Source organism: Candidatus Nitrosocosmicus sp. R, assembly GCF_054408505.1.
In genome coordinates, this window is record NZ_CP167090.1 from 1,703,756 (window position 1) to 1,729,438 (window position 25,683).

The window sequence follows — 25,683 nt, forward strand, 5'->3', positions numbered from 1 at the left end:
TTGTATCTATTCAACAACAGTTCCATTAATTGCTGTAGTGGGGTTCGCAGAAGAGTCACTAATTAAAACAGAATCGGTATTCGATTGATTTAGAGAAGCATCAGCAATTGGCTGACCGTATGTGTCAGTTTGTATTGAATAATTATCTAATGATGACAGTAGCAATAGTACAAGTATTAAAGTAGGAATCATAGTCAAAGAACAAAAAGTCTTTAATTTCATATTATTGATGCCACTTTATCCTTTAAAAATTTATTGTGGGAATTCAGTCTCTAACCTCAAAATTAAGAGTTCTTAAATAATTAGAGATCAAATAGGTAGAATGTGGACTAATGAAATTACAAATCTAATCAACTAAGAATTATCCAAATCGAAGGATTTTATGCGCTACATTTCATACTGGTTGTGATTTCAAAATCAAAATTTGTAATTATCTTTCAATTCCGTTCGAGTTTTGATCTTAAATTAGTTTGTTGGTTAAGCGCTAGGATTTTCCATATTCTTCGAACGAAACCAGTTCGTGCATTGTCAACCTGTTTTTCTTTTTCTTTTTGCCATCGATTTTCTTTTTTGGATATCCAAATCCCACTACGATCACAGGTTTATAATCAATGGGTATAGCGAAATCCTTTCGTATCCGATCTTCTTCTATCCCTGTAAATAGAGCGGAACCGACACCGTAGTTCCAGGCAGCAAGCTGCATATTCTGCACCACTTTGCCAGCATCAATTAGATGAAAGCGAAAATAAGGATTAGTTAGAATAATTATTGCGAAATTAGCCTCGGAAATCCATTTACCGCTAGTGCTATCATTAGATAATTTCATCAGATTGTTTTTATTCTGTATGACTATAAACCTCCAAGGTTGGGTATTTAGAGAACTACCAGTAAGCCTAGCTGATTCTAAAATTTTTAGCCTTATTTCTGATGAGACACTATTTTGATCATTAAATTCTCTAACCTCGAGTTTAGTTACTATACAATCATAAGCATCCATGTTATACCATCTATGATTGATCATATTAATCATTTCAGATAATTCTATAGATGAAATTTTATGAAATATTTACATTCAATTAATGTAAAGAAGAATCGAAGGTCTTCAAATAAGGGTAATTAACCATACGTTATTTTTTATCACATTTCGGTATGATCAAAGTACCAAATTCGATTTACTAAGGAATTTGAAAATCAGCTGATGATAAAACGGCTGTTTGGATCCAAATAATAAATAAATTATCCTTATTAATCAAAAACTATCTAGTTTTTTGTCAAAGAACTTAAAAATTATTTCTGGTTTTGACTAATGCTTACGGAAAAAAGACTTGCTCCAAGCAGTATTGGATTCAAATAATCATTCATTCCTGCTCTACCATCAAGGATTATTCGTTTAAATCAAAAGATGAAGAATGAAATAAATCAATTATGAAACTCGACATGAAAAAGTCCACCTCTAGTGCTGGGCATTGAGTTAAATAGAAAGCCAGAAGTGTATACATAATGATTCAAAACTGAATCAAGCGACGACTGGACTGGACTGTACTTGACTCTATTGGCTCTGTAGATAATGAGGATTTACCCATTCAATAAAGCTGGCATAGTTTAAGGAGCGAGCATCCTCAAGATAATTGGAAAGGATCTTGATAAAATTAAATCCATTGATGAGATCGAAACTCAACACAAGGTCGTGCAATTTACAGTCTACAACACTACGTGCATATTGTAGTGGTGATAATTTTCCAGAATATTCACAGTAGTTATATAGTCTGCCACCTCCAATCATCCTTTTCACATTCATTTTCATTGCAATATCCTTTCTCCCTTGATACAATTTGTGACCTATTCCTCTATGTCTAACTCGAGGATGAGTGGATATATCGGCCCCATAAAGAGTATCACCAGTTGGGAAATGGGTCGTAAGCATTCCACCCCCCGTAATACTCTTCCAAGTGTGGTCTACGTAGATAGGATTTAACTGAACAATTAGACTGGTAGCCGATCCCACAATCTTATTTTCAAGCTCAGCAACAATCTGACCCTCTGGGAATATATTCAGATGGCTCCTTAATTCATCAGGATGCCAAATATTACCCATCTTTGCTAGATCAGCAAAAGATTCTTCCTGCAACTTTACGATTTCCGGAATATCATCTAACGTGGTGGGCCTAATTAAAACTGAATCCGAATCAAGTACATAAAATGAACTCATTTTTGCTTTATAGAACTACACTAAAGATTTAAATTTTTTTTATGCTTGGAGGGTTATTGGATTGGTGACGCACTAACTATGAATTTCGCACCAGTCAGCACGAAATGGATATTAGATTATTAAATTCTGAGAGCTTTTGGTATTTGAGAAATAACAAGTAGAAAGTGCATCAGCACCTAATTTCGGTATTCCTATAGAATCAAATTCAAATTCAAATTCAAATTCAAATTCACTAAAAAGCTGGAAACTCGGTAACTTAGAAACTTTCTTTCATGCTTGAATGAATAGAATGTTATTTCACAACAATTAGAATTACAGTAATTGCCTAGCTAAAAGCCTAAAAGTACCATGCCAAATAACCTAGTTATCCCACCTTCCAATTGGATTACTCAAAATATGTTGTAACGAATTCAGCAGCGACGTAAATTTTTAATCATTTGAATAATTGCACCTCTAATGATCTCCCAATAATATCGTATAATATTAGAGTGGCTTAGGGTAACCTTGTGATATTATTAGTTTAGACTTTTGTAAAGAACTCACTTAATTCGACTATCAAGTCCTAACGAATAGAATGTAGATGAAAAAATAAGGCTATTTCAAAGGAAAACCAATTTATTATGCTAATTAATATTCACCAAATAATTACCTTTTCACATAAATGCGATATAAATTAGATTGAAAAAATTAATCGATATCATTTAGAAGTAGGATGTGGAAGCTCAATAAAAATAGAGAAACGCCTTTTTCCAAAATCTAATTAACCCAACTATTCTTGATTTAATTATAAAAGTAGTACGGATTCTTTTAAGAGCCTGGATAATAAAATTACGATAAAAACAAGCATTAATAAGTTCAGAGTAAATTACTTATGTAGGCTAGGAATAATTATTGAATGAGAGAGACTTTCAGGTAAATCCGTTTGTTGAAAGGTTTAATGAATATATTAATAAAATTAATGAATCCTTATCGAGAGAAATAGAGTCTTATTCCTGGTCAGAATTTTATCTGCCACTTAAATATGCATGCCAGGGTGGTAAACGAATTAGACCTTTGATTTTAAATCTAGCAGCCGAAACTATTAAGAATGACAATATTAGCTCCCTAAACTCAAAATCTAGGGAAAATATATTTGCTGTTTCTTCAGCAATCGAATTACTACACACAGAATCAGTTATACATGATGATATTATTGATTCTGACAATATTAGGAGAGGCCTACCTTCTTTCCATGTAAAATATGGATATAATGCAAGTATTCTCACAGCGGATTTCATTTTAGGTATCATATTAAATATAAGTGCCAAAACTAATAACAATCGCGTTACTCAAGAGCTATCTACAGCATCAATTAAAATGAGCGAAGGTGAAATGCTTGAGTTACGACTAGTTAAGAACCATAAGATATCTCAAGAGGAATATATCACTGTTATCGAAAATAAAACGGCATCATTGTTTGAGGCTTCAGCTAAAATCGGTGCAATTTTGGCAAATGGGAACGAAGATCAAATCAATGCTCTTGCAAATTTCGGACGCCTTCTAGGCATTGCTTATCAGATCCATGATGATTTGATTGATTATAACAATGAAGAAAGATTATTTAATATACTTGTCAAACAAAATGACGAGGACAATATATTTATCGAAATAATGGAGAACACATATCTTAATTATTCACACCTTGCCAAGAAAGAACTCGACGGCATAGAAAGTAATCATCATTCCAAAAAAATACTTCAGGATTTGACCAATCTTGGTTCATTTTCTTAACAAGCCTACTAACACTTTAGACTTAGTAACATGATTATTCGGTTATTAAAAACTCACCAAAGTAAATAACAAGAGTCAGTTTTTATGTATTTATCGAAAAGCAGTTTGCTTATATTTCAATACTAATTAATAGTTGCGTTAGTAATCAAGCCCGCCCGAATTCACTTAAACTCGATTAGAATATTCGACCGGAACACTAACAATTATTCAAGAATTCTAGGTAATTAATCATAATATAATGAGTTTAGATCTAAATAGTATCGAATCTCTTTAGATTGTTACATGAAAATGAAAATTCTTCACTTTTGAAGATGGAACTTATTTTATTTTAAAACTTTTCTTGCAAAACCTAGGTATGTCGTATGACCTATCATTCTCATCGATGGACGTGTTTTCCCTTCTCTGGCTTCTATTTTTCGGAGAAATGTCTCTACACAGTCCGAATCGATAAAACCACCGTGAAAGAAATGAGTTGCCAAGTTTTCCAATTGATTCATTGTGGGACATATACAAACCACTGAGGCACCGCTCTTCATTGAAGGATAAACAACATCCAAGTAATTCCAAGGATCACCAAGATCGATTATGACCAAATCTACATCCCGGATTTGATCTATTTTTGTGGGGTCATATATTGCCTGAGTTACGTAAGGTTCCATACCGGATTTTTCCAGATTCTTCTTTGCTATGGACATAAAATCCTCATTAACATCAAATGTATAAATGTGACCTTCAGGCATAACAATACTTGCAAGAAATGTAGATAGTGCAGCACTCCCAGTGCCAATTTCTAATACTTTAGAGCCATTTCTCAGTCCTGTCCTTGCAGCAATATATCCGTAGTCCTTTGGATATACTATTTGTGTGGTTCTCTGAGACTTCATTACGAAATCATATGTATTCGGGGGCAAAAGATAAATTTTTTTATCTTTATTCGTCATGATGTGCGAACCATATTCCAAACCAATCGTAGAACCTGCGTCAATAATTCCAAGGTGAGTATGTAATTTCTTTTCATTTTCAATCCGTATGAGCCATTTCTTATCACTGTTAAAAAAAAATAAGACAAAAGAGCCGTCTGATATTATCAAGGATTTCTTTTGTTTATGTAGGGTTAAATATATATTATTTTAAGACTGCACCAAAGGTTAATCTAATCATTTCCTTCTAATAACATTAATGAAAATTGTTGTCGCTATTTACAACTCGAATTATTTGGTAGGAAATGTATCATGCTTAACCCTTTCTGTTTTAGTCATTTGTAATGTATGGGTTATTCTGGTAAATGATGAATCGGTGTTTGGCTTAAAATTAGTACAATCACAATTGACTCAAGATCAAAACAAATTCCATCACATAATCGGTATAGCTCAAAATGATTTGAATATGACATTAGATAACATTTTTGTACAGACAATTATTTCAGGCGAAAATAATACCATATTAGGTAATTATAGCAATCAAGTTGCCGTACATCCTTTATACCCATCGGAAAAAACTCCGTTTGATGTTCTCATATATGATAAGAATCATAACAATCTAATCAAGAATTATACAATCGGTTTTTCATATGAAGAGACAAACACCAACGGAAGGGACCTTGAAATACATTCTACAAGTTCCAGACTAGATGCAACTGGGTTTTACTATATAAGTGGTAGAATTACCAATAACATGAATACTATAGCGAATAGCACAACTATAATTGCAGCCCTAAATGACAGAAATAATGATCTAATTGGTATATGGAAAGCCCAAGCAGAACCATACAATATACCTCCATTGTCAACAGCTTCATTCACAGTTCCAGTAACATCTCGCTCGCAAGGATTTAATATCTACAATTATACACTATATTCAAATAATTCTTGATATTGTTTACTATAACGAGATACAATAACGTATATGGTAACAGAATAAAACAGAATAAAAGAGATTATTCTGTTTGAGGTTGCTTTAGTGAAAGCACATATTTTTCTATCTCATTAAATCGTAGCATCGCGTTCTCACTTTGCATTACCGGAGCAAAAGTCTCATCATGTTTAATTTTTTGCAAAACTTGAATAACCTCATCTATTGTGACTCCATGTTTAAGATCATAATCCACCTGTTTGCAACAATTTGCTATTGTTCCATACCTTTTGTGCTGGCGCTTTTCCCATATGCTAGCAGTTTCTGACAGGCCTGTAATAAATTTTTTAATAGTTTTTTCAACATGCTCCAAATGCCATTGCTTCATGGGAAAACTATTTTGGGTCAAAAAAATATCATTATATAGTACATCACACATACATATAAGTGAAACTTGCATTTTTCAGGTTTTGGATATTAACAGATAAAGACCCCTATGATAGATGATATAAACACTAATAAAAGCAAGTGTTTTCCACTTTACCCTCATCCTGTATTACTAATAGAGACCTCAGGTTTCAAGAATTTTTTAGCCATTTCAGATGTGCATGTTGGATTGGAAGACAAAATAAGAAGAAACGGTATATTAATTGACACTAGAAAAAATATAGATGAATTAATAAAGCTACTGAGCAAAATTCATTCAGATACTGGAGTTAAGGAATTAATCATCCTTGGTGATTTGAAATCATCCATAAGAATTATAACTAGAACGGAATGGGATAACGTTCCTTATTTTTTGGAATCATTGTGTAAATTATTCAATATCTATCTTATTCCTGGTAATCATGATGGTAATATTAAACAATTATTACCAGAAAATGTTAATCTAATGCGTTCGCAGGGAATGGAAATCAATAACATACTTTTTACACATGGTCACATCCTACCCCGAATTGGAATGAATGTGGAAAAGATCATCGTAGGACATTTGCATCCGATCATTCAAAAAGAAGGAAGTATTTTAAATGGTAACAAAATCTGGGTAAAAATCAAATTAACTAAAAAGCATTTTTTGGGAAGTAACAACAAAAAAGATACTAGAAACATTGAACTGATTATTATGCCTCATTTCAACAACATTTTAGACTACTATAGTAAGATAAATAGGAACATATCAGGGAAATGTGGAAAATCTAAATTGCCTTTATTAGATAACATGATAAATAAGCTAAACTGGTCAGTAGAAAAAGCTTTTTTGTTTACCATGGATGGATCAATCATTGGTTCGGAAGAAGAATTAACAGGGTTACTTTACTAAGGTCTTGTAAAAAATCATTTTTTTAATAGCTATCCATTGGTCTTATCGTCGGCTCATTATGCTTAGTCCACTCCAAAGTTTTCACGAATGAAACTGTACTTTCTACAGTCGTAAGAACCGGTACTCCCATTTCTACAGCTTTGCGTCGTATTTGATATTCATCATAAAGCATTCCAACATATTTTTCAATAGTGGATGTCGATGGTATGTTTACAATAAAATTAATTTTCCTTTCAGTAAGGAGGGACAGTATATTTGGATGTCTTTCGGGTTCGCTAATTTTGTATACTAATTCCACATTCTTAATACCAGATTTCTTAAAATATTCTGCAGTATGTTCAGTTGCTAATATTTTGAAACCTAACGCAGATATCAGTGAAACGATTGGAAGTAATTTTTCTTTGTTTTTGGTTCCCCCTATTGTAATTAATGCTGATCCTTCAGTAGGTAAAGAATATCCTGCGGCCAGATATGATTTTGAAAGGGCATCATAAAATGAGTTCCCAAAACAGGCAACCTCCCCGGTTGACTGCATTTCTACTCCCAATACAATGTCAGCTCCTTCCAACTGCATAAAAGAAAATTGCGGAACCTTGATTCCAAAGCCAGATTTCTTGAGCCAATGTTCATTATCTATCGCTGGAAAATCATTGCCCAGAATGGATCTTGCAGCCAACTCGATTAGATTCAAATCATAGAACTTTGATACAAAAGGCATTGAACGAGATGCCCTAACATTAGCTTCAATCACATAAACTTCATTATCCTTTACCAAATATTGGATGTTCAGTGGACCCTTTACATTCAATGCTTTACCTATCTTAACGGTATATTCAATTATGGTTTCCATTGTTTCCCGATTTAGTCGCCAAGGTGGAATACACATCATAGCATCGCCTGAGTGGATTCCTGCATTATCAATGTGCTCAATAATCGAACCGATTACAATTTCATTGGTGCCACCAATGGCATCAACTTCAACCTCTGATGCCTCTTCCAAAAATTTGCTTATTACTATTGGATAATCAGGACTTACACTCGAAGCTTCCAAAATGAACTGCTCGAGTTGAGATTCACTCCAAATAACTTTCATCGCCGCACCACTTAAAACATATGACGGTCTTACTAAGACAGGATATCCTTCTGTATTCGCAAATCTTTTAGATTCTTCCAAATTGGTAAACATTTTCCAAGGAGGCTGTTTTATTCCCAACACATCTAATAAATGGCTAAATTTAGAACGATCCTCTGCATTGTCTACGTCTTTACTGGACGTTCCTAGGATTTGGACATCATATTTACTCAATTTAGAAACTAAATTGTTTGCACTTTGTCCACCTACGCAAGCTACTAAACCTTTCGGATTCTCCTTTTCATATATATCTAGAACCCTTTCCAAAGTCAACTCTTCAAAGTATAATCTATCCGGAACATCATAATCTGTGGAAACCGTTTCAGGGTTACAATTTATAATAGATATATTATTTACCCCATTCTTTCTTAAACCAAATACCATGTTGACTGTCGCCCAGTCAAATTCAACGCTACTCCCAATCCTGTATGGACCAGCTCCAAGGACAATTATAGACCGGTCTTCTTTAGCATTACCAAATGACAAATCATCGGAGTCTCCGTTGTATGTGAGGTACAAATAATTTGTTTTTGCAGGCCATTCAGCAGCCAAGGTATCAATTTGCTTTACTACTGGCGTTATTCCGAATTTTTTTCTAAACTCCCTAACTTGATCTTCTTGAAGATTCAAACATCTACCGACTTGTTTATCAGAAAATCCCAGTTTTTTGGATTCTTCAATTAAATGTAAATCAAATTTTGAATTTTTCAATTCATTCTCTTTGTCAATTACATTCTTGATTTTAATGAGAAACCAAGGATCAATAGATGAGAGTTTGTTTATCCGATCAATACTAATTCCAACCTTTATTGCTCTTACAACATTGAAAATTATTTCATCGTCTGGGTGAATTAATGAATATTCTATTTTTTCTATGATAGAGGCATCATGGTTAGCCTTTGAGTTTTCAATCTGTCTAGTCATGGAGGTATATTCACCTTCATCTCCATCGTTTGCGACCAACCCGTCCTTGCCGATTTCACACATCCTGATGGCTTTCTGTATAACTTCTTCAAAATTTTTCCCAATAGCCATTACTTCGCCAACAGATTTCATAGCACTTCCCAATTTTCTTTTTACTAGCTCGAACTTCCTAAAATCCCATCGTGGCATTTTTACTACCATATAGTCCAACGCAGGTTCGAAACATGCTGACGTCACTTTTGTGATTGTGTTGACGAGCTCAGGTAACGTATATCCCAAACCTATTTTTGCTGCCATATATGCCAAAGGATAACCAGTGGCTTTGCTAGCAAGTGCCGATGATCGTGATAGGCGGGCATTTATTTCAATCGCACAATATTCATCTGAAGAAGGATTCAATCCGAATTGGATGTTACATTCCCCGTTAATTTTACAATATGTCGTAGCTCTTAAGGCGGCGTCACGCAGCATATGATATTCGCGATTATTCAGTGTTTGTGATGGGGCTACAACAATATTGTCTCCTGTATGAACTTTCATCCCCAATACATTTTCCATATTACATATAATCACGTTGTTTCCGACAGAGTCCCTCATTACCTCATATTCAATCTGTTTCCATTCTCCAACGTACTTTTCAATCAGAACTTGGTGAACCATACTCAGCGAAAGTCCACGTTGAACTATTTCCTGCAAATGGTACTCATTATATGCTACACCGCCTCCTCTACCGCCTAAAGTATAGGCAACTCTTATTATCACAGGGAAGCCAATTTCCTTTGATGCCCTCAGGGCTTCCTCATATGAATAAGCAGTAGTACTGTCAAGAACAGGAACGTTACTTTTTACCATTGCATCCTTAAATTCCTGTCTATCTTCAGTTAACTTAATACCTTCAACTGAAGTATTTAGAACGCGCACATCATATTTTCGAAGAACTTCACTTTCATATAGGTCGACCCCGCAGTTCAATGCAGTTTGACCACCAAAGCTTAGCATTATGGAATCAGGTCTTTCTATTTCAATAACCCGTTCAACAAAATGTCTATTTATTGGTAACAAATACACTTTGTCTGCAAATTTACTGTCTGTTTGAATAGTTGCGATATTTGGATTAATTAAGACACTAGATATACCTTCCTCTTTCAAGGCCTTTAAGCATTGAGAACCAGAGTAGTCGAAATGGCGGCCAGATATTTGATCTAGCTTTCGCCCGCTTCTCCGATTTTTATTGCTCCGCTACCTAATACCAGGACCTTACGTATATTCCTGTTTCGAGGCATTCCTTTTCATCACAAATGACATTTTGACTAAAACTATGAACATTAGGAATTAAATTTATATCTTTTCTATGGTGCCACGATTCCGTATGTCTTTACTAGATCCTTAAACTTATCAAAGACATACAAGCAGTCGTCAGGGCCTGGTGAGGCTTCAGGATGAAACTGCACAGCTATAACTGGCTTCTCCGTGTGTTTTATGCCTTCGACCGTCTGATCATCTGTATTCTTGAACCATATCTCAAAATCAGTCTTGTCCAGGCTGTCTGAGTCGATTCCATATCCATGGTTTTGACTTGTTATTATCGTATGATCGGAAACCAAGTCCAGACAGCTTTTATTTTGACCCCGGTGTCCAAATTTTAACTTATGTGTTTTAGCGCCTCCAGCTAAAGCGAGAATTTGGTTACCTAAACATATCCCTAGGGTAGGGATAGATCTTTCAATTAGCTCAAAAGCGGTTTCTATAGTCTCCCTACAAACAATCGGATCCCCAGGGCCGTTGCTCAAAACCACACCGGTCGGCTTATGCACCATTACCTGATCGATTGAAGAATCCCAAGGCAACCTTATTACCTGGAAACCAATTCTTAAAAGATTTCGAATAATGCTATATTTAGTACCAGTATCAATTAATACGATTTTTGGATATGACTCTTTTCCATAATACGTAGGCTTACTAATTGAAACCTCAGGCATAAAATTATAAGAATTGTAATCAAAACTTTCATCATTCTTGTTTTCAGACTTATCCATTACAATTTTAGCATTCATGACACCATTAGATCTAATCTTTTTTGTTAACTCTCTAGTATCCACGTCACATATCCCTGGAATTTTCTCATCAAATAGCCATTGATCTAGCGTTCTCTCACAGGACCAGTGACTTGAGACATTTGATAAATTATTAACTATCAGACCTCTTGTTTGAATTCTCTCAGATTCAAAATATTTTGGTAAGCCATAATCGTCTAAATCCTTCTGAGATGGAACACCATAATTACCGATAGAAGGATACGTAAAACATAATATTTGCCCTCTATAAGATGGGTCGGTAAGTGTTTCGGTGTAACCGACCATACCAGTATTGAACACTATTTCTCCAGATACACTTGTTGGAAAGCCAAATCCTTTGCCTTCAAAAAAAGAGCCATCATCAAGTACTAACCTTGCTTTATAATCTGTAATTCTGTTTAAAAGAGTCGGAATTTTTTTGTCCCTCACAAACCAAAAATTAAAATCATTTATAAATTTTTGTAAATGATTTTTTAGCAACTAATCCCCTTGCTATAATTATATTCCCTATCTCTCCACTTTATCCTTGCATGTTTTTCTGAGGTCAATATAGACCAAACAAATGATAGAGACACTATAAAACAGCCAATTGGGGTGCCTAAAAAGTAAACTACCTTATGAGTACTGGCTTTTTTCAATTGATAAAAATTTGTCACATATATGCTTAGTATGTTCAGAATTGTAAATAACATCAAAATATTATAAGAGAGATCTTGATCTGCGATGTGCACATAGTATGCAACTGAACAATATATAAGAACAAGGAATGGAAAAGGCATTAAGAAAAATATCCCGATGGTCATTAGGATAGAGTTTAACCGGTCAGTAAAGTATAAAGGAATGATCAATCTTTTCAAAGAATTCCATAGGGTGTTAAAATCACGTGCCCAGTAGGCTTCTAATAAATCTTCACCACGGAACATTTTTAAATTATAACCTTCTTCCTTCAATTTTTTACCTAAAGCTCCGTCTTCAACTATTTCTGATTTAACAATGGCGTGGGTACCAACGCTTTCATAGCATTCTCGAGTTATTATGAAAAAGCTCCCAAACAGATATCCAATACTGACATTAGGATCATTTACTCTAATAGGAGAGTATCTAGAAAACATAAAAACTGATAGCACGGGCAATACCATTTTTACAATCAAATTTGGGTATTTCAAGTTTGGAACTGCGGTCATAACATCCAATTTTTCCTTAATCAGCGTACATAATGAATCCCTAATACTTCTTTTTGAATGAATGGTATCAGCGTCGGTAAAAATAAGATATTTACCTTTTGAATTTTGATATCCGACGTAACATGGCCAGTTTTTTCCAACCCAACCTGAGGGCTTTTCACCTGCTTTTAATATTCTTACTCTTGGGTCTATCCTAAAATTCTCCATCAAATCAAATGTAGAATCGGTTGAGTTATCATCAACAAGCAATAACTCATAGTTTTTAATGTTTTGATCCAGAAGACTTTGAATACATTTTTTAATATACTTTTCTTCGTTTCTAGCAGGTATAATCACACTGATTAATTCCCCCTCTAAATCTAAAGTATCATCCGAATAGATCTTTGGGGATAATTCAAATGATCTTTTCAGCACAGAAAAAAGATAAATCCATATTCCTGATGAGCCTAGTATAATTACGACCAAGAATAAGTTAATTATTACGGAGATTTCCACCATTGAATCAACTTTCAATTTGACATATAAATATAACACAATACTATCGGGTAATTAGTAAACATTTTTAAGTAAAACTTTTTATAAGCTTAGATAATGTTTAGAAAAATTAAGATCGATAAACATACATTTAGTTTATTTTTCCTTGTAATTTCCACATTCTTACTATCCCAAAGTTACAGTGCATCAATTTCATTTGCTCAAACAGAACCAGGCTCAGCTTCTGGAGTAACACAAAGTCCAGCACAATCAATACTCGTTTGCGAGTTTGTGCAATATTGTTCCAATCCGGTGGAATTGAGTACAAATGTTAATGACACAGCAGCTACTCCTACGGTTACACCTGAGACTGAAGCTCAAACACCGGCAGAGACTGAAGCTCAAACACCAGCTGATTCATCAGAGCTTTTGCCAGATGTCACATCAAATATTTCATTGATAATGACCCCAGATTTGCCAGGTAATTTGGCTGTAGATTCTCAAGACTCAGTTAATCAAGATTTATTGGCCGCTAATGAAACCCAACTGGTCTCATCAAACGCTACGGAGGATAGTCAATTAGTAGTCCCTGAAAATGCGACAGTAATTACACCGGACGCTCAGATCCCATTGGAAACCGCATATGAAAACAAGTCAATGACAATTCAAGATAATAATGGTACTACCACTCCCGGTAGTAGTTCATCTAATCAAAGTGAGTTAGCAAATACAGTTCCACTCAATAATGTAACAATGTCTATTGACGGCAGTAATATGTCTCAAAGTGCCCCTGTTGATGAAACCATTGATACAACAGGTGCAAATGAAACCATTGATACAACAGGTGCAAATGAAACCATTGATACAACAGGTGCAAATGAAACCATTGATACAACAGGTGCAAATGAAACCATTGATACAACAGGTGCAAATGAAACCATTGATACAACAGGTGCAAATGAAACCATTGATACAACAGGTGCAAATGAAACCATTGATACAACAGGTGCAAATGAAACCATTGATACAACAGGTGCAAATGAAACCATTGATACAACAGGTGCAAATGAAACCATTGATACAACAGGTGCAAATGAAACCATTGATACAACAGGTGCAAATGAAACCATTGATACAACAGGTGCAAATGAAACCATTGATACAACAGGTGCAAATGAAACCATTGATACAACAGGTGCAAATGAAACCATTGATACAACAGGTGCAAATGAAACCATTGATACAACAGGTGCAAATGTAAATCAACAAGATAACACATCAAATGGAAATCAGGTTCAGCCTAATTCTACCCCGATCTCTGAAAATCAAACCGCTCCACCCTTCTTCTTAGATCCCCTAATTAACCCATTTAAGGAACTTTTTGGAATTAAATAATATTCTATATATTTTTTTGACTCGTTGATACAACATGAGCGAAACGGAGAATAAAGAAACTGAAAATAAGATAACATTTGAGGAATTCAGCAAAGTTGAGCTTAAGGTTGGTAAAATTCTAAGTGCTGAAAATTTGCCAGGATATAAGAAAATATTGAGATTAACCGTCGATTTGGGTGGTGAGGAAAGGGAGATTATGTCTGGATTGGCCAAGCACTACCAGCCAGAAGATATAGTAAACAAAAATGTCATAGTTTGCACCAATCTTGAACCCAGAAAGTTTGGAGATCAGGTTTCAGATGGCATGATACTGGCTGCTTCAAGTGAAAATGGGAAACCAATTCTATTAACAGTCGTTGAGGATACAATTCCTGGCACTCAAATTACATAACACAATCGATATTGGATTTTTTGACTCGAAATAAATATTTTCCACTAATTTGCTATTTCCAAGATAGTAAATTCAGTTTCCCAGATGCTAAGTGTATTTCTATTCTTAATCCCCGTTTTGTATCTGTATTCACATAGTCGAATTGATCCATGAATCCCTAGAAAGTATTATGAGTTAGTCATGTCAAAGCCCAGTAGATCACCATTATATTCAATTAACTGAACAAATATCAAAAAATTGTCTCCAACATGAATTCAGTTTGCTATAAGATTATAATCCGTAGAAATAATTAATGATTGGTGGATAATCATCTCATTAACATCGATGATTCTTCTGATAAATCATTACCAACCGAAAGAATACTGCTCACAAAACACTTGTTTTTACCCTCTGGAAATTTCATGTGGGAAATACAAAGCAGAAAAAACAATTCAAGTTACTATCTGGACCATGCACTAACATTTTGCTCCTGTAAGGGGTTTTATTATAACTACAATAGGAGAAAATGCTATCACCTATCTGACGTAGTTAATTACATTGAAAAATCAAATTATACAATCTCCATTTATGAAGACGAACATTATTATCAATTAGTTAAAAGAATCATTCTTCATATTATTTCTAAATCGTAAGCAATGATATCTTAATTTCAAATATATATTAGATAAGAATTCTATCGATCATGCATGAGTACGAGAATGTACTAATCGTAGGCTCAGGTGGTAGAGAACATGCTTTGGGTTGGAAGATTTCTCAAAATAAAAATGTAAAAAAAGTAATATATGCAAATGGCAATGGTGGGACTCCTCAGAATATTCAGATATTACCTACTGAAATAAACAAATTAGCAAAATATGCAAAAGAAAATGAATTATTTACGGTTGTTGGTCCAGAAATACCATTAGCTTTGGGCATAGTCGACACGTTTAATTCTTACGATTTACCCATTTTTGGCCCCACAAAAAGCGCCGCCAGACTTGAAACCAGTAAAGAATTTTCAAAGCAGTTCATGAGTAAGCATTCTATTCCAACTAGCGAATTCAAAGTATTTACTGATGCTGAAAAAGCTGTAGATTACATCGAGAGAATCAATTTTGGCGCTGTTATAAAAGCTGATGGACTGGCAGCAGGTAAAGGAGTTTTTGTGAGTGACAACAAAACGGAAGCCTTGGATGCAATCGATCAGTTGTTGAACAAGAAAATATTTGGTCCGGCATCCGAAAAAATCATTGTGGAGAAGAAAATCATAGGAGAAGAAGTTTCCCTTATGGCCATCTGTGACGGGGAATCTTTCATGATTATGGATACCTGCAGAGATCATAAGAGAGTTTTTGACGACGATCGAGGCCCAAATACGGGAGGTATGGGTAGTTACTCACCTGTTCCTGAAATAAGCGAAAACGACTTAAGTTATATTTCAGATAAGGTGTTCAAGCCTGTTATTGATGGAATGCAAGCGGAGGGAAATCCATTCCGTGGTTTTCTTTATGCGGGGATAATGATTGAAAAAAACACCGGCAGACCCTTTGTTTTGGAATTTAACGCAAGGATGGGAGACCCCGAGTGTCAACCTCTAATGATGAGAATGCAATCTGACTTGTTTGAATACATAAAAGCAGCAGAAAATAAATCATTAGATTCAATGCAACCTCTTGTGTGGAAGGATATGTTTTCTACTTGTGTCGTAATGACATCCAAGGGATATCCTGACAAGTACGAAACCGGATACTCAATAAAAGGGGTGAGCAAACCACCTGACAAGTACGAAACCGGATATCCAATAGGAGGTTTGAACAGAATCATCTGACCCCGAAATTATGATATTTCATTCTGGAACAAAACTAAACCAAGCCAATGAACTTGTCACCTCCGGAGGGCGAGTATTGGGCATAACGTCATTGGGTAAGTCAATTAATGAGGCAATGGAGAAATCATATGAAAAAGTGCGAGAAATATCTTGGGGAGATAATCAACAGCATTATAGAACTGATATTGGAAGAAAAGGTTTAGAAGTCGAATAGATGACTTAACCTAAAAGTATCATCCTCTCGTCTGAAATTAGTATATTCATTTTGACATCTTGAGCATTACAAGTTATTTTTTCTAATATTAATTGGAAATCATATCCGAGACCCACTAAAGTTATGTTTTGATGAGCGTTAGAATTAAAGAATTTGTCATAATAGCCTTTACCATATCCAATTCTGTTACCTGTTATGTCAAACACAACACCTGGCGTTATAACAATATCGAGAAAATGATTCATATTTTCACTGGTTGCCTCAGGTTCCATTATGCCATATTTGCCAATCCGAAGCCTTTTCGTTGGTTCGTATTTAAAAAAAATAATTTGATCATTTACGATTGTAGGCAGACATACTGTCTTTGAATTTAAAATAGCTTGAGATATTATTTGGAAGGTTTGGACTTCATTTAAGATAGGATAATACAGGCCAATAACTTTGCTTTCTGAAAAGAATCTTGAACCAAGGAATCTTTGTTGAGCAGACATACTTTTTATAAAACAATCAAAAGATGACAAGTTTTTTCGTACCAGGAGGAATTTCTTTCTTAAGATTTCTTTAGAAGGTACCATCTTTTACTTTGCGTACGCCTTTGAAGCCATGACAGTATTACGCAGAAGCATGCAAATGGTCATTGGGCCAACTCCCCCAGGAACCGGAGTAATGTAGCCGGCCTTTTCTTTTACCTTTTCAAAATCCACATCTCCACAAAGTTTGCCATCTATTCTATTTGTTCCGACATCAATTATTGTTGCACCGTATTTTATCATATCATGTGTTAATACAAAAGATTCCCTATTCCCCACAGCGGTAATAATTATGTCTGCATTTTGGGAGAAAAGGTCAAGATTTTTGGTGTGAGAGTGAGAAATAGTAACGGTTGAATTTTTCCTCAATAACAATGATGCCAGAGGCTTCCCCACCAAATTACTCCGGTTAATAATCAATGCATTTGCCCCATCCAATTGAATTTCATAAAACCGGAATAGTTCCATTACTCCAAGGGGGGTACATGGTATTAGATTCGTTTTATTGTTAAGTAACAAACCTGAATTGACAAATGTTAATCCATCAACATCTTTCTTGGGATCCACCATGTTAATTACCTGATATTGATCCATATGATCCGGTAATGGCAATTGTATCAATATTCCGTGAACAGTAGAATCAAGGTTAAGCTTTTCAATTAATCTAATCAATTCCGTCTGTGAGATATCACCATCAAATCGATAATCGAAAGTTCGGATCCCTATTGAGTTGGCAGCTTTTTGTTTGTTGTTAACATAAACCAATGATGGCGGATCGGATCCAACAAGGATTGTAGCCAGACAGGGTATCAGACCTTTAGTTACTAGCCCAGAAATTTCATTTTTAAGATTATTTTTTATGTGATTTGAAACCGCTAATCCATCTATTATCTTAGCCGTCAATATATCCATCTAAATATGAAATTGATATAATTTTAGTCTTATTATATAGATAAATCAGTACAAGATTAAAAATTGAGATTCAAAATAATAAAGTAAACATAGTATTTGCTTACTTGAGTTTGACCTTTATTTTGGGCGAGTCAGTTACATTTTTCAATTTTGCTACAGCTAGTTCTCCTGCTTTTCGACCTGATAAAAGCATCGAACCAAATGTAGGGCCCATTCGCGGTAACCCGTATGTTTCAGTCACAGACATTCCGGCTGCAATTAATCCAGGAAAGACCTCCCCTGTTGAATGCACAACTCCGTCTTCACCACCTTCTACCCACATTGGATTCATACCTTTCCAATCAACCAAACCTCTTTGCATTAATCGTTTGACTGCCACAGAATCGTGACCGGTAGCGTCTATTACTATCTTACTTTCAAAGGCCACCGGGTCAACACAAGTAATATTTCTAGGCAGTGCGGATACTGGCATCCAGTTTATGACCACCCCACATACCTTTTTATTTTTCAAAACAAGATCATCAAATTTGGTTAATTGTAAAAATCTAACTCCAGAATCGCACGCTGCTGATATTAACTTTGAGCAGGCATCTGGACCCCAAGCGGCATATAAATTATCATTGATTTTCCTATATGGAACTCCTAATTCATCCCAAACTTTTTGGGCTGGGGCTCTCACTGTGACTGGGTTCATCATATATCCACCAACCCAATAGCCGCCCCCAAGATAGTTATTCTGTTCGATTATCAATGTTCTAGCTCCGCTTTTTGCTATTTCTCTTCCAGCTGATAGCCCTGCAGGTCCTGCACCCAAGATTATAACATCAGAATCGCTGTATTCTTGAATAGTTTCAAAAAACATAGAAGCTATGGAACGAGTGATCTCCTTTTCACTCACATCAGCAAATATTTTCTTCTCCATATGACAAGTTCTTTGTCGTAATATTAATACATTTTTCGAATACTGAATATCCCCAGTAAATCCGCTACTCAAAGATTGATCCCACAAAAACTCCTTATGTGGGTAAAGTTAGCCCGGCCCGACTGTGAGAACGGCGATTTATTTTCCCTTGATAAGATTCAAGTAATTCTTGCGAGTAAAAAAGAGTTAATCCGGATCCAAGTTTGTTATCTTATTCCTCTTTTTGTCATATAGCACATAAAAATAAATGACTATACCTATTGATAACAATGTAATAACAGAGATGATTGGAAAGTACTTTGAAAGTGTTTCTGATAAGCTATCCCAGGAATTTCCCAGAAAGTAACCTGAAAAAACCAAAATTAGGCTCCATATAAGAGATCCTAAAAAAGTAAAAGTTACGAATTTTGCGAAAGGCATTCGGGCTATGCCAGCTGGGACACTAATTAATTCTCTGACACCTGGAACCATTCTTCCTAGGAATACGGCATAAACACCATATTTTTCAAACCATTTTTCTGCAGATTCTATCTTTTTCTCACTTACAAAAGCATACTTTCCAATTTTGATTATGGCAATTCTGCCTATTTTGAGAGAGATTAAATAAATGACAATGGCTCCAATGGTCGCGCCAACTGATCCCGATGCAGCCATAAAGAATGTCTCAATATAAGTAAAATTAGAGTTGAATCCTACGAATCCTGCAAGAGGGAATATCAACTCACTCGGAATAGGTGGAAAGATAGTTTCGGCAAATGCGGCTATGAATATTCCTAGATATCCATAAGAGGAAACAAGAGATGTAATAATATTAATGATATCCACCTTGACTCAAAAGAGAGTACAACGCCTAAATTAATTAATTTTTGGTATGTTTGAAAATTTGAAAATAAGATTAATAAAGTAATTACACTATCTATATTTGTTGAGCGATAAGAAATGTGCTCTTTGTGCGATCATCCTTCCCAAGGAATCACAAGTAAGTATTTGCAACGATTGTCTAAAGTGTGCTGATTGCTGTGTGGGTCTTGAAAAGTTGTAGAGTAGGATTAAGTTAGTTCTACAATCTTTAGTGTATCAGTTAATGTGATTATTCCTATTACATTACCTTTCTCACTAACTAATACACATTTAGCAAATCTTACTAATGAAACTAGTGCTTTTGCAGGGGTAGATTCATCTACAAGGGGGGGTGGTGGTTCCATAACTGAGCCAATTTTTACCAAGTGTATGTCTTTATCACTATTTTCTATCATTATTTTGGCCAGATCATCCTCGGTTAATATGCCAACCACTTTCGTTCCATTGAAGACGGGCATTTGACTGATGCTGTGATCACGCATTTTTAAAATCGCTGTACTCAATGATTCCTCGCTTTGAATAGTTATGAGATCTTTATTACATATATCACCAGCTTTGATAGACGCATTACTCTCCATCGAGAGCAAAATTTCAAATATTCTCTTGGCAGTATCATAACTAGGTTTACATCTACCTGACTCGATTTGATTAACCATAGACGTACTGATCCCGCATAAAATCGCTAATTTCTTCTGGGTAACTCCTAATTTTAGTCTGGCTTGTTTGATATAATCAAGTCTAGGTAGCATGCTGAATAGTATATTGCTCTCATCGATTAATAATTCTATAAACTACTAAAGGATTTAGAACTTCTAATAAGCTACTGTTTGTAATCAATGCGACGGCCGGGATTTGAACCCGGGTTACCAGATTGGCAATCTGATGTCCTAGACCAAACTGGACGACCGTCGCATTCGTGACTTTTTATAAAAATCTAGGTTATATTAATTATATGGTGGCTCATATTGTCATCCTGGCCCGACAAACATGAATTAATAAGTTCAGGAGCATATATAAAATCACAAATCGCAAGATCAGTCTTGTGAATCGCAATTAATTGGTTCAAAATCAAATATACTACATTGATTGGTTTGGAATTGGAAAACGTACTATTGCTATAGTTCAATCTCGTGTGTAGGTTCTAATATTTTTTCTGTACCAGTAGGTTTTTTCATAACATTGTACTCTTCAAAAAGTGCATCAAGGGTATCTTTCTTTACAAAAAATTCCTTTTCTATGAATTCAGACTCATGATTGTCATTATATTCTCGAATTAGAACTTTAAAAACTCCTTTCTTTATTTCCCTCACCAAGAAATCGGCATTTTCTCCCTCATAATTAAAGTAGGTCACATATTCAGAAATAGGTACTTCCAATTTCCCCCAAATAAAGTCAAAAATTAACTAATATTAGTGTATCAACTTTCAAATGATAAGGTATATAACCACCTCTTGATCTTAAACTAGATCTAAATCTTTTGGAATCCTTTAAATTTTAAATAGTAAATAGGTCTTGTACTGATATGCATAAAAAATATGCTGAAAAACCGCCAATGGTACTAATTTCGGGATCATGTCTCAACTTCAGAAAAGAAAGAGAATCCATTTTAGAATTAGTGGGTGAATTAGAGTGGGCCTGTCATTATCAATCAAAATTTGAATGCTCTTCCGTTGGAAAGACCATGGGTTGGGATTTTTTTAATTTATATTTTGAAATGGAGTTTATAACAACATTATCTCAAGTACATCCAAAGATGCTTAAAGAAGAGGGAAACATTTTAGAACAACAGTTCGTGTTGTGGCTTGAGAAGCAATTTAAAAGAATGAAAAAGGAGTATCACCTTAAACTTGTTGAAACCCCATATGAAGTTTCAAAAGGGTTTAGAATAGATCCTGAAAGTTATAGAACGGAGGAGACATTATGGGATTTGAGATAATAGATCTTTTTTTGCACTTCCCAAAGATATGATTCAACAATTTTACAAATTGGCAACAGATTGAACTCGATAATAGTTACTCATGAATCTGATGTTGACGGGGTATTTTCTGCGTCAATAGCATTGATGAGATACCCACAGTCCAAATTAGTTTTTTCCTCTTATGGCAAGGATAACTTTTTGCGGATTTCAGATTTAATTTATAAAGAAGTAGTCTCAAGCCAGGGAAAGGGTTTAGTCATTTTCACTGATTTAGGCCTTAACGATGAATCGATCTCCCCTATTTCGGACACATTTAGTTTTCTTATGTCAAATTCATGGTCGGTTCTTTGGATCGATCATCATCCTTGGTCAGAGTGCGCATTGAACCTATTTGACAAGAATAAAGCCCTTCAATTGGTACTTGACAGAGGAGGAAACAAGTGCGCTTCGGAATTGATGTACGAACACCTTCTCTATGGGAATGATAGAGCGAAGCAATTGGCAAGCATAGCCCACACCTCAGATTATCTTCTAAAAGATCAAGATATTCCTCCCTTACCCGAGTTGATAGTTTATTATAGGACTCTTTCAAATTTCTATTCAAAGCTTACTGTACTGGCTAAGAGAATTTCTGACGGGATATTGTGGGATACTGAGATGCAGGCAGATTATAATACATATGTCAACCTTCGGAACGAAGCAAAATCAAGTTCTCTAAAAATGGTTAGAATTCAAAAGTTATCAGGTGGACTCAATTTGGCAGTTGTCCCGGTTTCTTCTTATATACAAACTAGCTTGTTTTCAGAAGAAATATTCCAAAAAACTAAAGCGGACGTGGCATTCTTCTTTAATAAAGAGGCTAAAGTTAGTATTCGAAGAAACAATCCCATAATCGAATGCCACAAGATTGCAGATGAACTCATTGAAGGTGGAGGCCACGAATACGCGGCAGGTGGTAAGATGAAATCTGATCCCGGTCAAATTGATGAAGTTTTAAAAGAGCTTGAAAATGCTACTGAAACATGGTTAAAAAAAAGAAAATAGAATAAAAGAATTATTGAGTTAAAGATACCTCAATATAAACATCTTCTGGGATTTTGAGACGCATTAATTGCCTGATCGATCTGTCATCAGCCCCCAGGTCAATTACACGTCTATGAACCCTTAATTCATATTTATCCCATGTATTAGTCCCTTGTCCACATGGAGACTTGCGTGTAACGACCCGCATCTTTTTTGTCGGTAGTGGGTGGGGTCCCTTAAGACGTATTCCGTTTTTTTCTCCAATATCCTTGATTTCGGTACAGACATTTTCCAATGTCAATAAGTTTGTGCTTGTGAGTTTGATTCTAGCTTCTTGAGGCATCTATCGTCACTTATTTCTTGTTTGGATCGTGTTTTTCAGTAATGTTTTTTACGATTCCTGCTGCGATAGTTGTTCCCATGTCTCTTAACGCAAACCTCCCAATTTCAGGGAATTCTTTAAAAGTCTCTATTGCTAACGGTCTTACGGGCCTAATTTTTACTATTGCAGCATCACCTGTTTTCAAAAACTTTGGTTTTTCTTCTACAATTCCACCTGTTTTAGGATCAATCTTGGCTACAAATTCTGATATTGTAGCTGCAACCTGAGCTGTGTGGGCATGTAATACAGGAGTATATCCGGGTGCCATAGCCGTAGGGTGATGAATTACAATAATTTGTGCTTCAAACTCTTTAGCTACACTGGGTGGGCTATCAATATTCCCAATTATGTCACCTCTATGTATGGCCTTTTTGTCCACACCTCTGAGATTAAATCCAATATTATCTCCAGCTTCGGCATAATCCATCTGTGTATGATGAGTTTCTATAGACTTTATCTCACCAGGCACGCCTGATGGCATTACAATAACCTTCTCGTTTGTTTTCATTTTACCTGTCTCGACTCGTCCAACAGGTACTGTACCGACACCAGTTATAGTATATACATCTTGAACTGGAATACGCAATGGTTTATTGATAGGTTTTTCAGGAGGAGTAAAAGAATCTAATGCCTCTGCTAGTGTTGATCCCTTGTACCAGGCCATATTTTCAGATTTTTTTACAAGATTGTCACCTTTCCAGGCAGAAACAGGAATGAAGCTTACTTTTGATGTGTTATAACCCACCATTTTTAACATTTTCTCAACAATTTCTTTTACTTCATTAAATCGGGCTTCTGCATAATTAACATCATCCATCTTATTTAGGGCAACTACGATTTGACCTACACCTAGTGTCCTAGATAAGAAGGCATGTTCTCTTGCTTGACCACCTGGTTCAGTGGCTGCCTCAGTTTCTCCTGGTTTTACTGAAACAACTAGAATTGATGCATCAGCTTCAGAAGCTCCAGTAATCATATTTTTGATAAAATCTCTATGTCCTGGTGCATCTATTAGCGTATAGAAGAATTTAGGGGTTTCAAATTTTTGAAATGCCAAATCAATGGTGATGCCCCTTTCTCGCTCATCTTTTATGCTGTCCAATACCCAAGCATACTTGAAGGTATCACCCTTCCCAGTTGCTTCTGACTCCTTTGCAAAAGAATCAATAGTTCTTTGATCTATAACACCTAAATCGACCATTAAATGACCAACAGTAGTTGATTTACCATTATCGACATGTCCTGTAACCACCAAATTCATATGTGGTTTTTTACTTGCGCTCATAAAAGATAAAAATCATTCAGGGGTTTATTTGTATTTCGCTATCTTATTTTTAATAACGTTTTGAAATCATATTTGTATGATTATAGAACAGATCAGTGAACAGCTAAAACAATAAAAACCGTCAGGTTTTATCCCGGGATCCATGATGCTGCATTAATCATCCGATTAATAACCAACATGCCGATTTAGTATGGTTCTTGATCATCTTAATAACATACTTTTATGAGTTCAGGAAGCCAATATCGCTCAAAACTAATATGACTAAAAGTTAGTGATTATTTATAGGGTGGCTTTATTTTCTGTTATAAGCATCCTCTAACCGTACTATGTCGGATTCATCAAATTCGCCCATTGAGATTTCCAAAATCGTAGACGAGTATTGCAAATTTTTAACCCTGTGCTTTGAACCCCTGCTTATAAAAATTACGTCGTTTTCATTTAGTATACTTTTATCACCATCGAGTTCCACAGAAATAGAGCCCTTCAGAACTTTCCACCATTCTTCTCTTTTATGATGATACTGCAAGCTGGTTTGAGAATGCGGATTCAAATGTAATAACTTTACAGTGCATTTTTCATTTTCAACAAATTTTTCAAATTTCCCCCAGGGTCGATTCTCCTCATAAACCTCTATCATGTTTCTAGATAGTAATTGATATCGTGTTATTTAAAAATAAACAGCGCTTTTTTTTGGGCTTTGAAATTCGTAGATAATTCCCATTGAAATTATGTTCGCATTAACAACTTATAGATGGCAATGAATCAGAATCTTCTAATAACAATAATAGGACTAGCGGATTGAAATCAAAGAATCATCAAGTGTCCCAAAACATTGGACAAATAGATTATTACTTCTCTTATAGATCCAAGTAGAGAATTCATCGAACGTAAATACTCGCTGGTGCTGGATTGCAATCGGAACATAGCCTCCAAATGTTATAACTTGAATCACGACGAAATCTTCATTTACGATTGCAAGTTCTTGTTCCCCATAATCACTTACCTCATCAAGTAGTGTAGTGTAAAGTATTACGGGCTTGCCTGTTTCAGCAACGGTCTGAGAAAGGTCCATCAACTTCTCTTTGAAATTGTCAATTAGGCAA

General features: G+C 35.2%; 26 protein-coding genes, 1 tRNA gene and 1 pseudogene. 9 read left to right on the forward strand and 19 right to left on the reverse strand.

Translation table 11 applies throughout. The features are described from left to right. Positions 1 to 6: 6 nt before the first annotated feature. The 3 genes from AAGU22_RS08785 to AAGU22_RS08795 all read right to left on the reverse strand — a co-directional run bounded on the left by AAGU22_RS08785 (position 7) and on the right by AAGU22_RS08795 (position 2,209). Positions 7 to 222: a hypothetical protein gene (locus tag AAGU22_RS08785; RefSeq protein WP_458718748.1), complete on the reverse strand. Its 216-nt coding sequence runs from the start codon at positions 220 to 222 to the stop codon at positions 7 to 9. Between the two features lie 262 nt (positions 223 to 484). Further along, positions 485 to 997 (reverse strand): nitroreductase family protein, encoded by a 513-nt coding sequence (locus AAGU22_RS08790; protein WP_458718749.1) that lies wholly within the window; start codon positions 995 to 997, stop codon positions 485 to 487. A gap of 552 nt (positions 998 to 1,549) precedes the next feature. Continuing rightward, positions 1,550 to 2,209 (reverse strand): GNAT family N-acetyltransferase, encoded by a 660-nt coding sequence (locus AAGU22_RS08795; RefSeq protein ID WP_458718750.1) that lies wholly within the window; start codon positions 2,207 to 2,209, stop codon positions 1,550 to 1,552. A gap of 891 nt (positions 2,210 to 3,100) precedes the next feature. Here AAGU22_RS08795 and AAGU22_RS08800 point away from each other — a divergent pair. Continuing rightward, positions 3,101 to 3,979, forward strand: a complete 879-nt coding sequence (locus AAGU22_RS08800; protein WP_458718751.1) for a polyprenyl synthetase family protein — start codon at positions 3,101 to 3,103, stop codon at positions 3,977 to 3,979. A 323-nt stretch (positions 3,980 to 4,302) separates the two neighbouring features. Here the strand turns inward: AAGU22_RS08800 and AAGU22_RS08805 are convergent, their stop codons facing one another. Then, complete coding sequence (locus AAGU22_RS08805; RefSeq protein WP_458718752.1) at positions 4,303 to 5,070, reverse strand: tRNA (adenine-N1)-methyltransferase; 768 nt, start codon at positions 5,068 to 5,070, stop codon at positions 4,303 to 4,305. Positions 5,071 to 5,158: 88 nt separating this feature from the next. On the opposite strand from AAGU22_RS08805, the gene AAGU22_RS08810 reads away from it, so the two are divergent. Further along, positions 5,159 to 5,851, forward strand: a complete 693-nt coding sequence (locus AAGU22_RS08810) for a hypothetical protein (protein ID WP_458718753.1) — start codon at positions 5,159 to 5,161, stop codon at positions 5,849 to 5,851. A gap of 64 nt (positions 5,852 to 5,915) precedes the next feature. On the opposite strand, the gene AAGU22_RS08815 is transcribed toward AAGU22_RS08810, so the two are convergent. Next, positions 5,916 to 6,269, reverse strand: a complete 354-nt coding sequence (locus AAGU22_RS08815) for a hypothetical protein (RefSeq protein WP_458718754.1) — start codon at positions 6,267 to 6,269, stop codon at positions 5,916 to 5,918. Between the two features lie 57 nt (positions 6,270 to 6,326). Between AAGU22_RS08815 and AAGU22_RS08820 the strand changes: the two genes are divergently transcribed. Next, positions 6,327 to 7,151: a metallophosphoesterase gene (locus AAGU22_RS08820; RefSeq protein ID WP_458718755.1), complete on the forward strand. Its 825-nt coding sequence runs from the start codon at positions 6,327 to 6,329 to the stop codon at positions 7,149 to 7,151. A 22-nt stretch (positions 7,152 to 7,173) separates the two neighbouring features. Here the strand turns inward: AAGU22_RS08820 and carB are convergent. From carB to AAGU22_RS08835, 3 genes and pseudogenes are all read right to left on the reverse strand, one after another. Next, positions 7,174 to 10,490 (reverse strand): annotated as a pseudogene (carB, locus tag AAGU22_RS08825) (carbamoyl-phosphate synthase (glutamine-hydrolyzing) large subunit). Positions 10,491 to 10,556: 66 nt separating this feature from the next. Continuing rightward, on the reverse strand, positions 10,557 to 11,711 hold the full coding sequence (gene carA, locus AAGU22_RS08830; protein ID WP_458718756.1) for a glutamine-hydrolyzing carbamoyl-phosphate synthase small subunit: 1,155 nt from the start codon (positions 11,709 to 11,711) through the stop codon (positions 10,557 to 10,559). A gap of 44 nt (positions 11,712 to 11,755) precedes the next feature. Continuing rightward, complete coding sequence (locus AAGU22_RS08835) at positions 11,756 to 12,964, reverse strand: glycosyltransferase family 2 protein (RefSeq protein WP_458718757.1); 1,209 nt, start codon at positions 12,962 to 12,964, stop codon at positions 11,756 to 11,758. Between the two features lie 93 nt (positions 12,965 to 13,057). Here AAGU22_RS08835 and AAGU22_RS08840 point away from each other — a divergent pair, with 93 nt between their 5' ends. The 4 genes from AAGU22_RS08840 (at position 13,058) to AAGU22_RS08855 (ending at position 16,747) form a co-directional block, all read left to right on the forward strand. Then, positions 13,058 to 14,335, forward strand: a complete 1,278-nt coding sequence (locus tag AAGU22_RS08840) for a YdhT family protein (RefSeq protein WP_458718758.1) — start codon at positions 13,058 to 13,060, stop codon at positions 14,333 to 14,335. A 34-nt stretch (positions 14,336 to 14,369) separates the two neighbouring features. After that, a complete protein-coding gene (gene metG / locus AAGU22_RS08845) occupies positions 14,370 to 14,726 on the forward strand; it encodes a methionine--tRNA ligase subunit beta (RefSeq protein WP_458718759.1) in 357 nt (118 codons plus the stop codon). 682 nt (positions 14,727 to 15,408) lie between these two features. Then, the gene (gene purD / locus AAGU22_RS08850) at positions 15,409 to 16,533 is read left to right on the forward strand and encodes a phosphoribosylamine--glycine ligase (RefSeq protein WP_458718760.1); all 1,125 of its coding nucleotides are present in this window, start codon (positions 15,409 to 15,411) and stop codon (positions 16,531 to 16,533) included. 10 nt (positions 16,534 to 16,543) lie between these two features. Then, a complete protein-coding gene (locus AAGU22_RS08855) occupies positions 16,544 to 16,747 on the forward strand; it encodes a phosphoribosylglycinamide synthetase C domain-containing protein (RefSeq protein WP_458718761.1) in 204 nt (67 codons plus the stop codon). Between the two features lie 5 nt (positions 16,748 to 16,752). Here AAGU22_RS08855 and AAGU22_RS08860 read toward each other — a convergent pair whose 3' ends face one another. The 7 genes from AAGU22_RS08860 to AAGU22_RS08890 form a co-directional block, all read right to left on the reverse strand. Continuing rightward, positions 16,753 to 17,322, reverse strand: a complete 570-nt coding sequence (locus tag AAGU22_RS08860) for a 5-formyltetrahydrofolate cyclo-ligase (protein ID WP_458718762.1) — start codon at positions 17,320 to 17,322, stop codon at positions 16,753 to 16,755. Positions 17,323 to 17,325: 3 nt separating this feature from the next. Then, on the reverse strand, positions 17,326 to 18,180 hold the full coding sequence (locus tag AAGU22_RS08865) for a bifunctional 5,10-methylenetetrahydrofolate dehydrogenase/5,10-methenyltetrahydrofolate cyclohydrolase (RefSeq protein ID WP_458718763.1): 855 nt from the start codon (positions 18,178 to 18,180) through the stop codon (positions 17,326 to 17,328). A gap of 109 nt (positions 18,181 to 18,289) precedes the next feature. Then, the gene (locus tag AAGU22_RS08870; RefSeq protein WP_458721765.1) at positions 18,290 to 19,111 is read right to left on the reverse strand and encodes a sulfide-dependent adenosine diphosphate thiazole synthase; all 822 of its coding nucleotides are present in this window, start codon (positions 19,109 to 19,111) and stop codon (positions 18,290 to 18,292) included. Between the two features lie 186 nt (positions 19,112 to 19,297). Then, positions 19,298 to 19,936, reverse strand: a complete 639-nt coding sequence (locus AAGU22_RS08875; protein ID WP_458718764.1) for a DedA family protein — start codon at positions 19,934 to 19,936, stop codon at positions 19,298 to 19,300. Between the two features lie 224 nt (positions 19,937 to 20,160). Next, the gene (locus AAGU22_RS08880) at positions 20,161 to 20,721 is read right to left on the reverse strand and encodes a CBS domain-containing protein (RefSeq protein ID WP_458718765.1); all 561 of its coding nucleotides are present in this window, start codon (positions 20,719 to 20,721) and stop codon (positions 20,161 to 20,163) included. A gap of 88 nt (positions 20,722 to 20,809) precedes the next feature. Then, a tRNA-Gly gene (locus AAGU22_RS08885) sits at positions 20,810 to 20,884 on the reverse strand. Positions 20,885 to 21,087: 203 nt separating this feature from the next. Further along, positions 21,088 to 21,348 carry a hypothetical protein gene (locus tag AAGU22_RS08890; protein ID WP_196816258.1) on the reverse strand — a complete coding sequence of 87 codons (261 nt, stop codon included), beginning with the start codon at positions 21,346 to 21,348 and terminating at the stop codon, positions 21,088 to 21,090. A 146-nt stretch (positions 21,349 to 21,494) separates the two neighbouring features. Here AAGU22_RS08890 and AAGU22_RS08895 point away from each other — a divergent pair, with 146 nt between their 5' ends. Both AAGU22_RS08895 and AAGU22_RS08900 read left to right on the forward strand, forming a co-directional pair. Continuing rightward, a complete protein-coding gene (locus tag AAGU22_RS08895) occupies positions 21,495 to 21,908 on the forward strand; it encodes a hypothetical protein (RefSeq protein ID WP_458718766.1) in 414 nt (137 codons plus the stop codon). Positions 21,909 to 21,968: 60 nt separating this feature from the next. Then, positions 21,969 to 22,934 (forward strand): DHH family phosphoesterase, encoded by a 966-nt coding sequence (locus tag AAGU22_RS08900; protein WP_458718767.1) that lies wholly within the window; start codon positions 21,969 to 21,971, stop codon positions 22,932 to 22,934. A 10-nt stretch (positions 22,935 to 22,944) separates the two neighbouring features. Here AAGU22_RS08900 and rpsJ read toward each other — a convergent pair whose 3' ends face one another. From rpsJ to AAGU22_RS08920, 4 genes are all read right to left on the reverse strand, one after another. Next, positions 22,945 to 23,256: a 30S ribosomal protein S10 gene (rpsJ, locus tag AAGU22_RS08905; RefSeq protein WP_148686504.1), complete on the reverse strand. Its 312-nt coding sequence runs from the start codon at positions 23,254 to 23,256 to the stop codon at positions 22,945 to 22,947. Between the two features lie 10 nt (positions 23,257 to 23,266). Further along, positions 23,267 to 24,580, reverse strand: a complete 1,314-nt coding sequence (tuf, locus tag AAGU22_RS08910) for a translation elongation factor EF-1 subunit alpha (RefSeq protein WP_458718768.1) — start codon at positions 24,578 to 24,580, stop codon at positions 23,267 to 23,269. A gap of 292 nt (positions 24,581 to 24,872) precedes the next feature. Further along, positions 24,873 to 25,217: a phosphomannose isomerase type II C-terminal cupin domain gene (locus AAGU22_RS08915; RefSeq protein WP_458718769.1), complete on the reverse strand. Its 345-nt coding sequence runs from the start codon at positions 25,215 to 25,217 to the stop codon at positions 24,873 to 24,875. Positions 25,218 to 25,370: 153 nt separating this feature from the next. Then, the gene (locus tag AAGU22_RS08920; RefSeq protein ID WP_458718770.1) at positions 25,371 to 25,652 is read right to left on the reverse strand and encodes a hypothetical protein; all 282 of its coding nucleotides are present in this window, start codon (positions 25,650 to 25,652) and stop codon (positions 25,371 to 25,373) included. Positions 25,653 to 25,683: the final 31 nt, after the last annotated feature.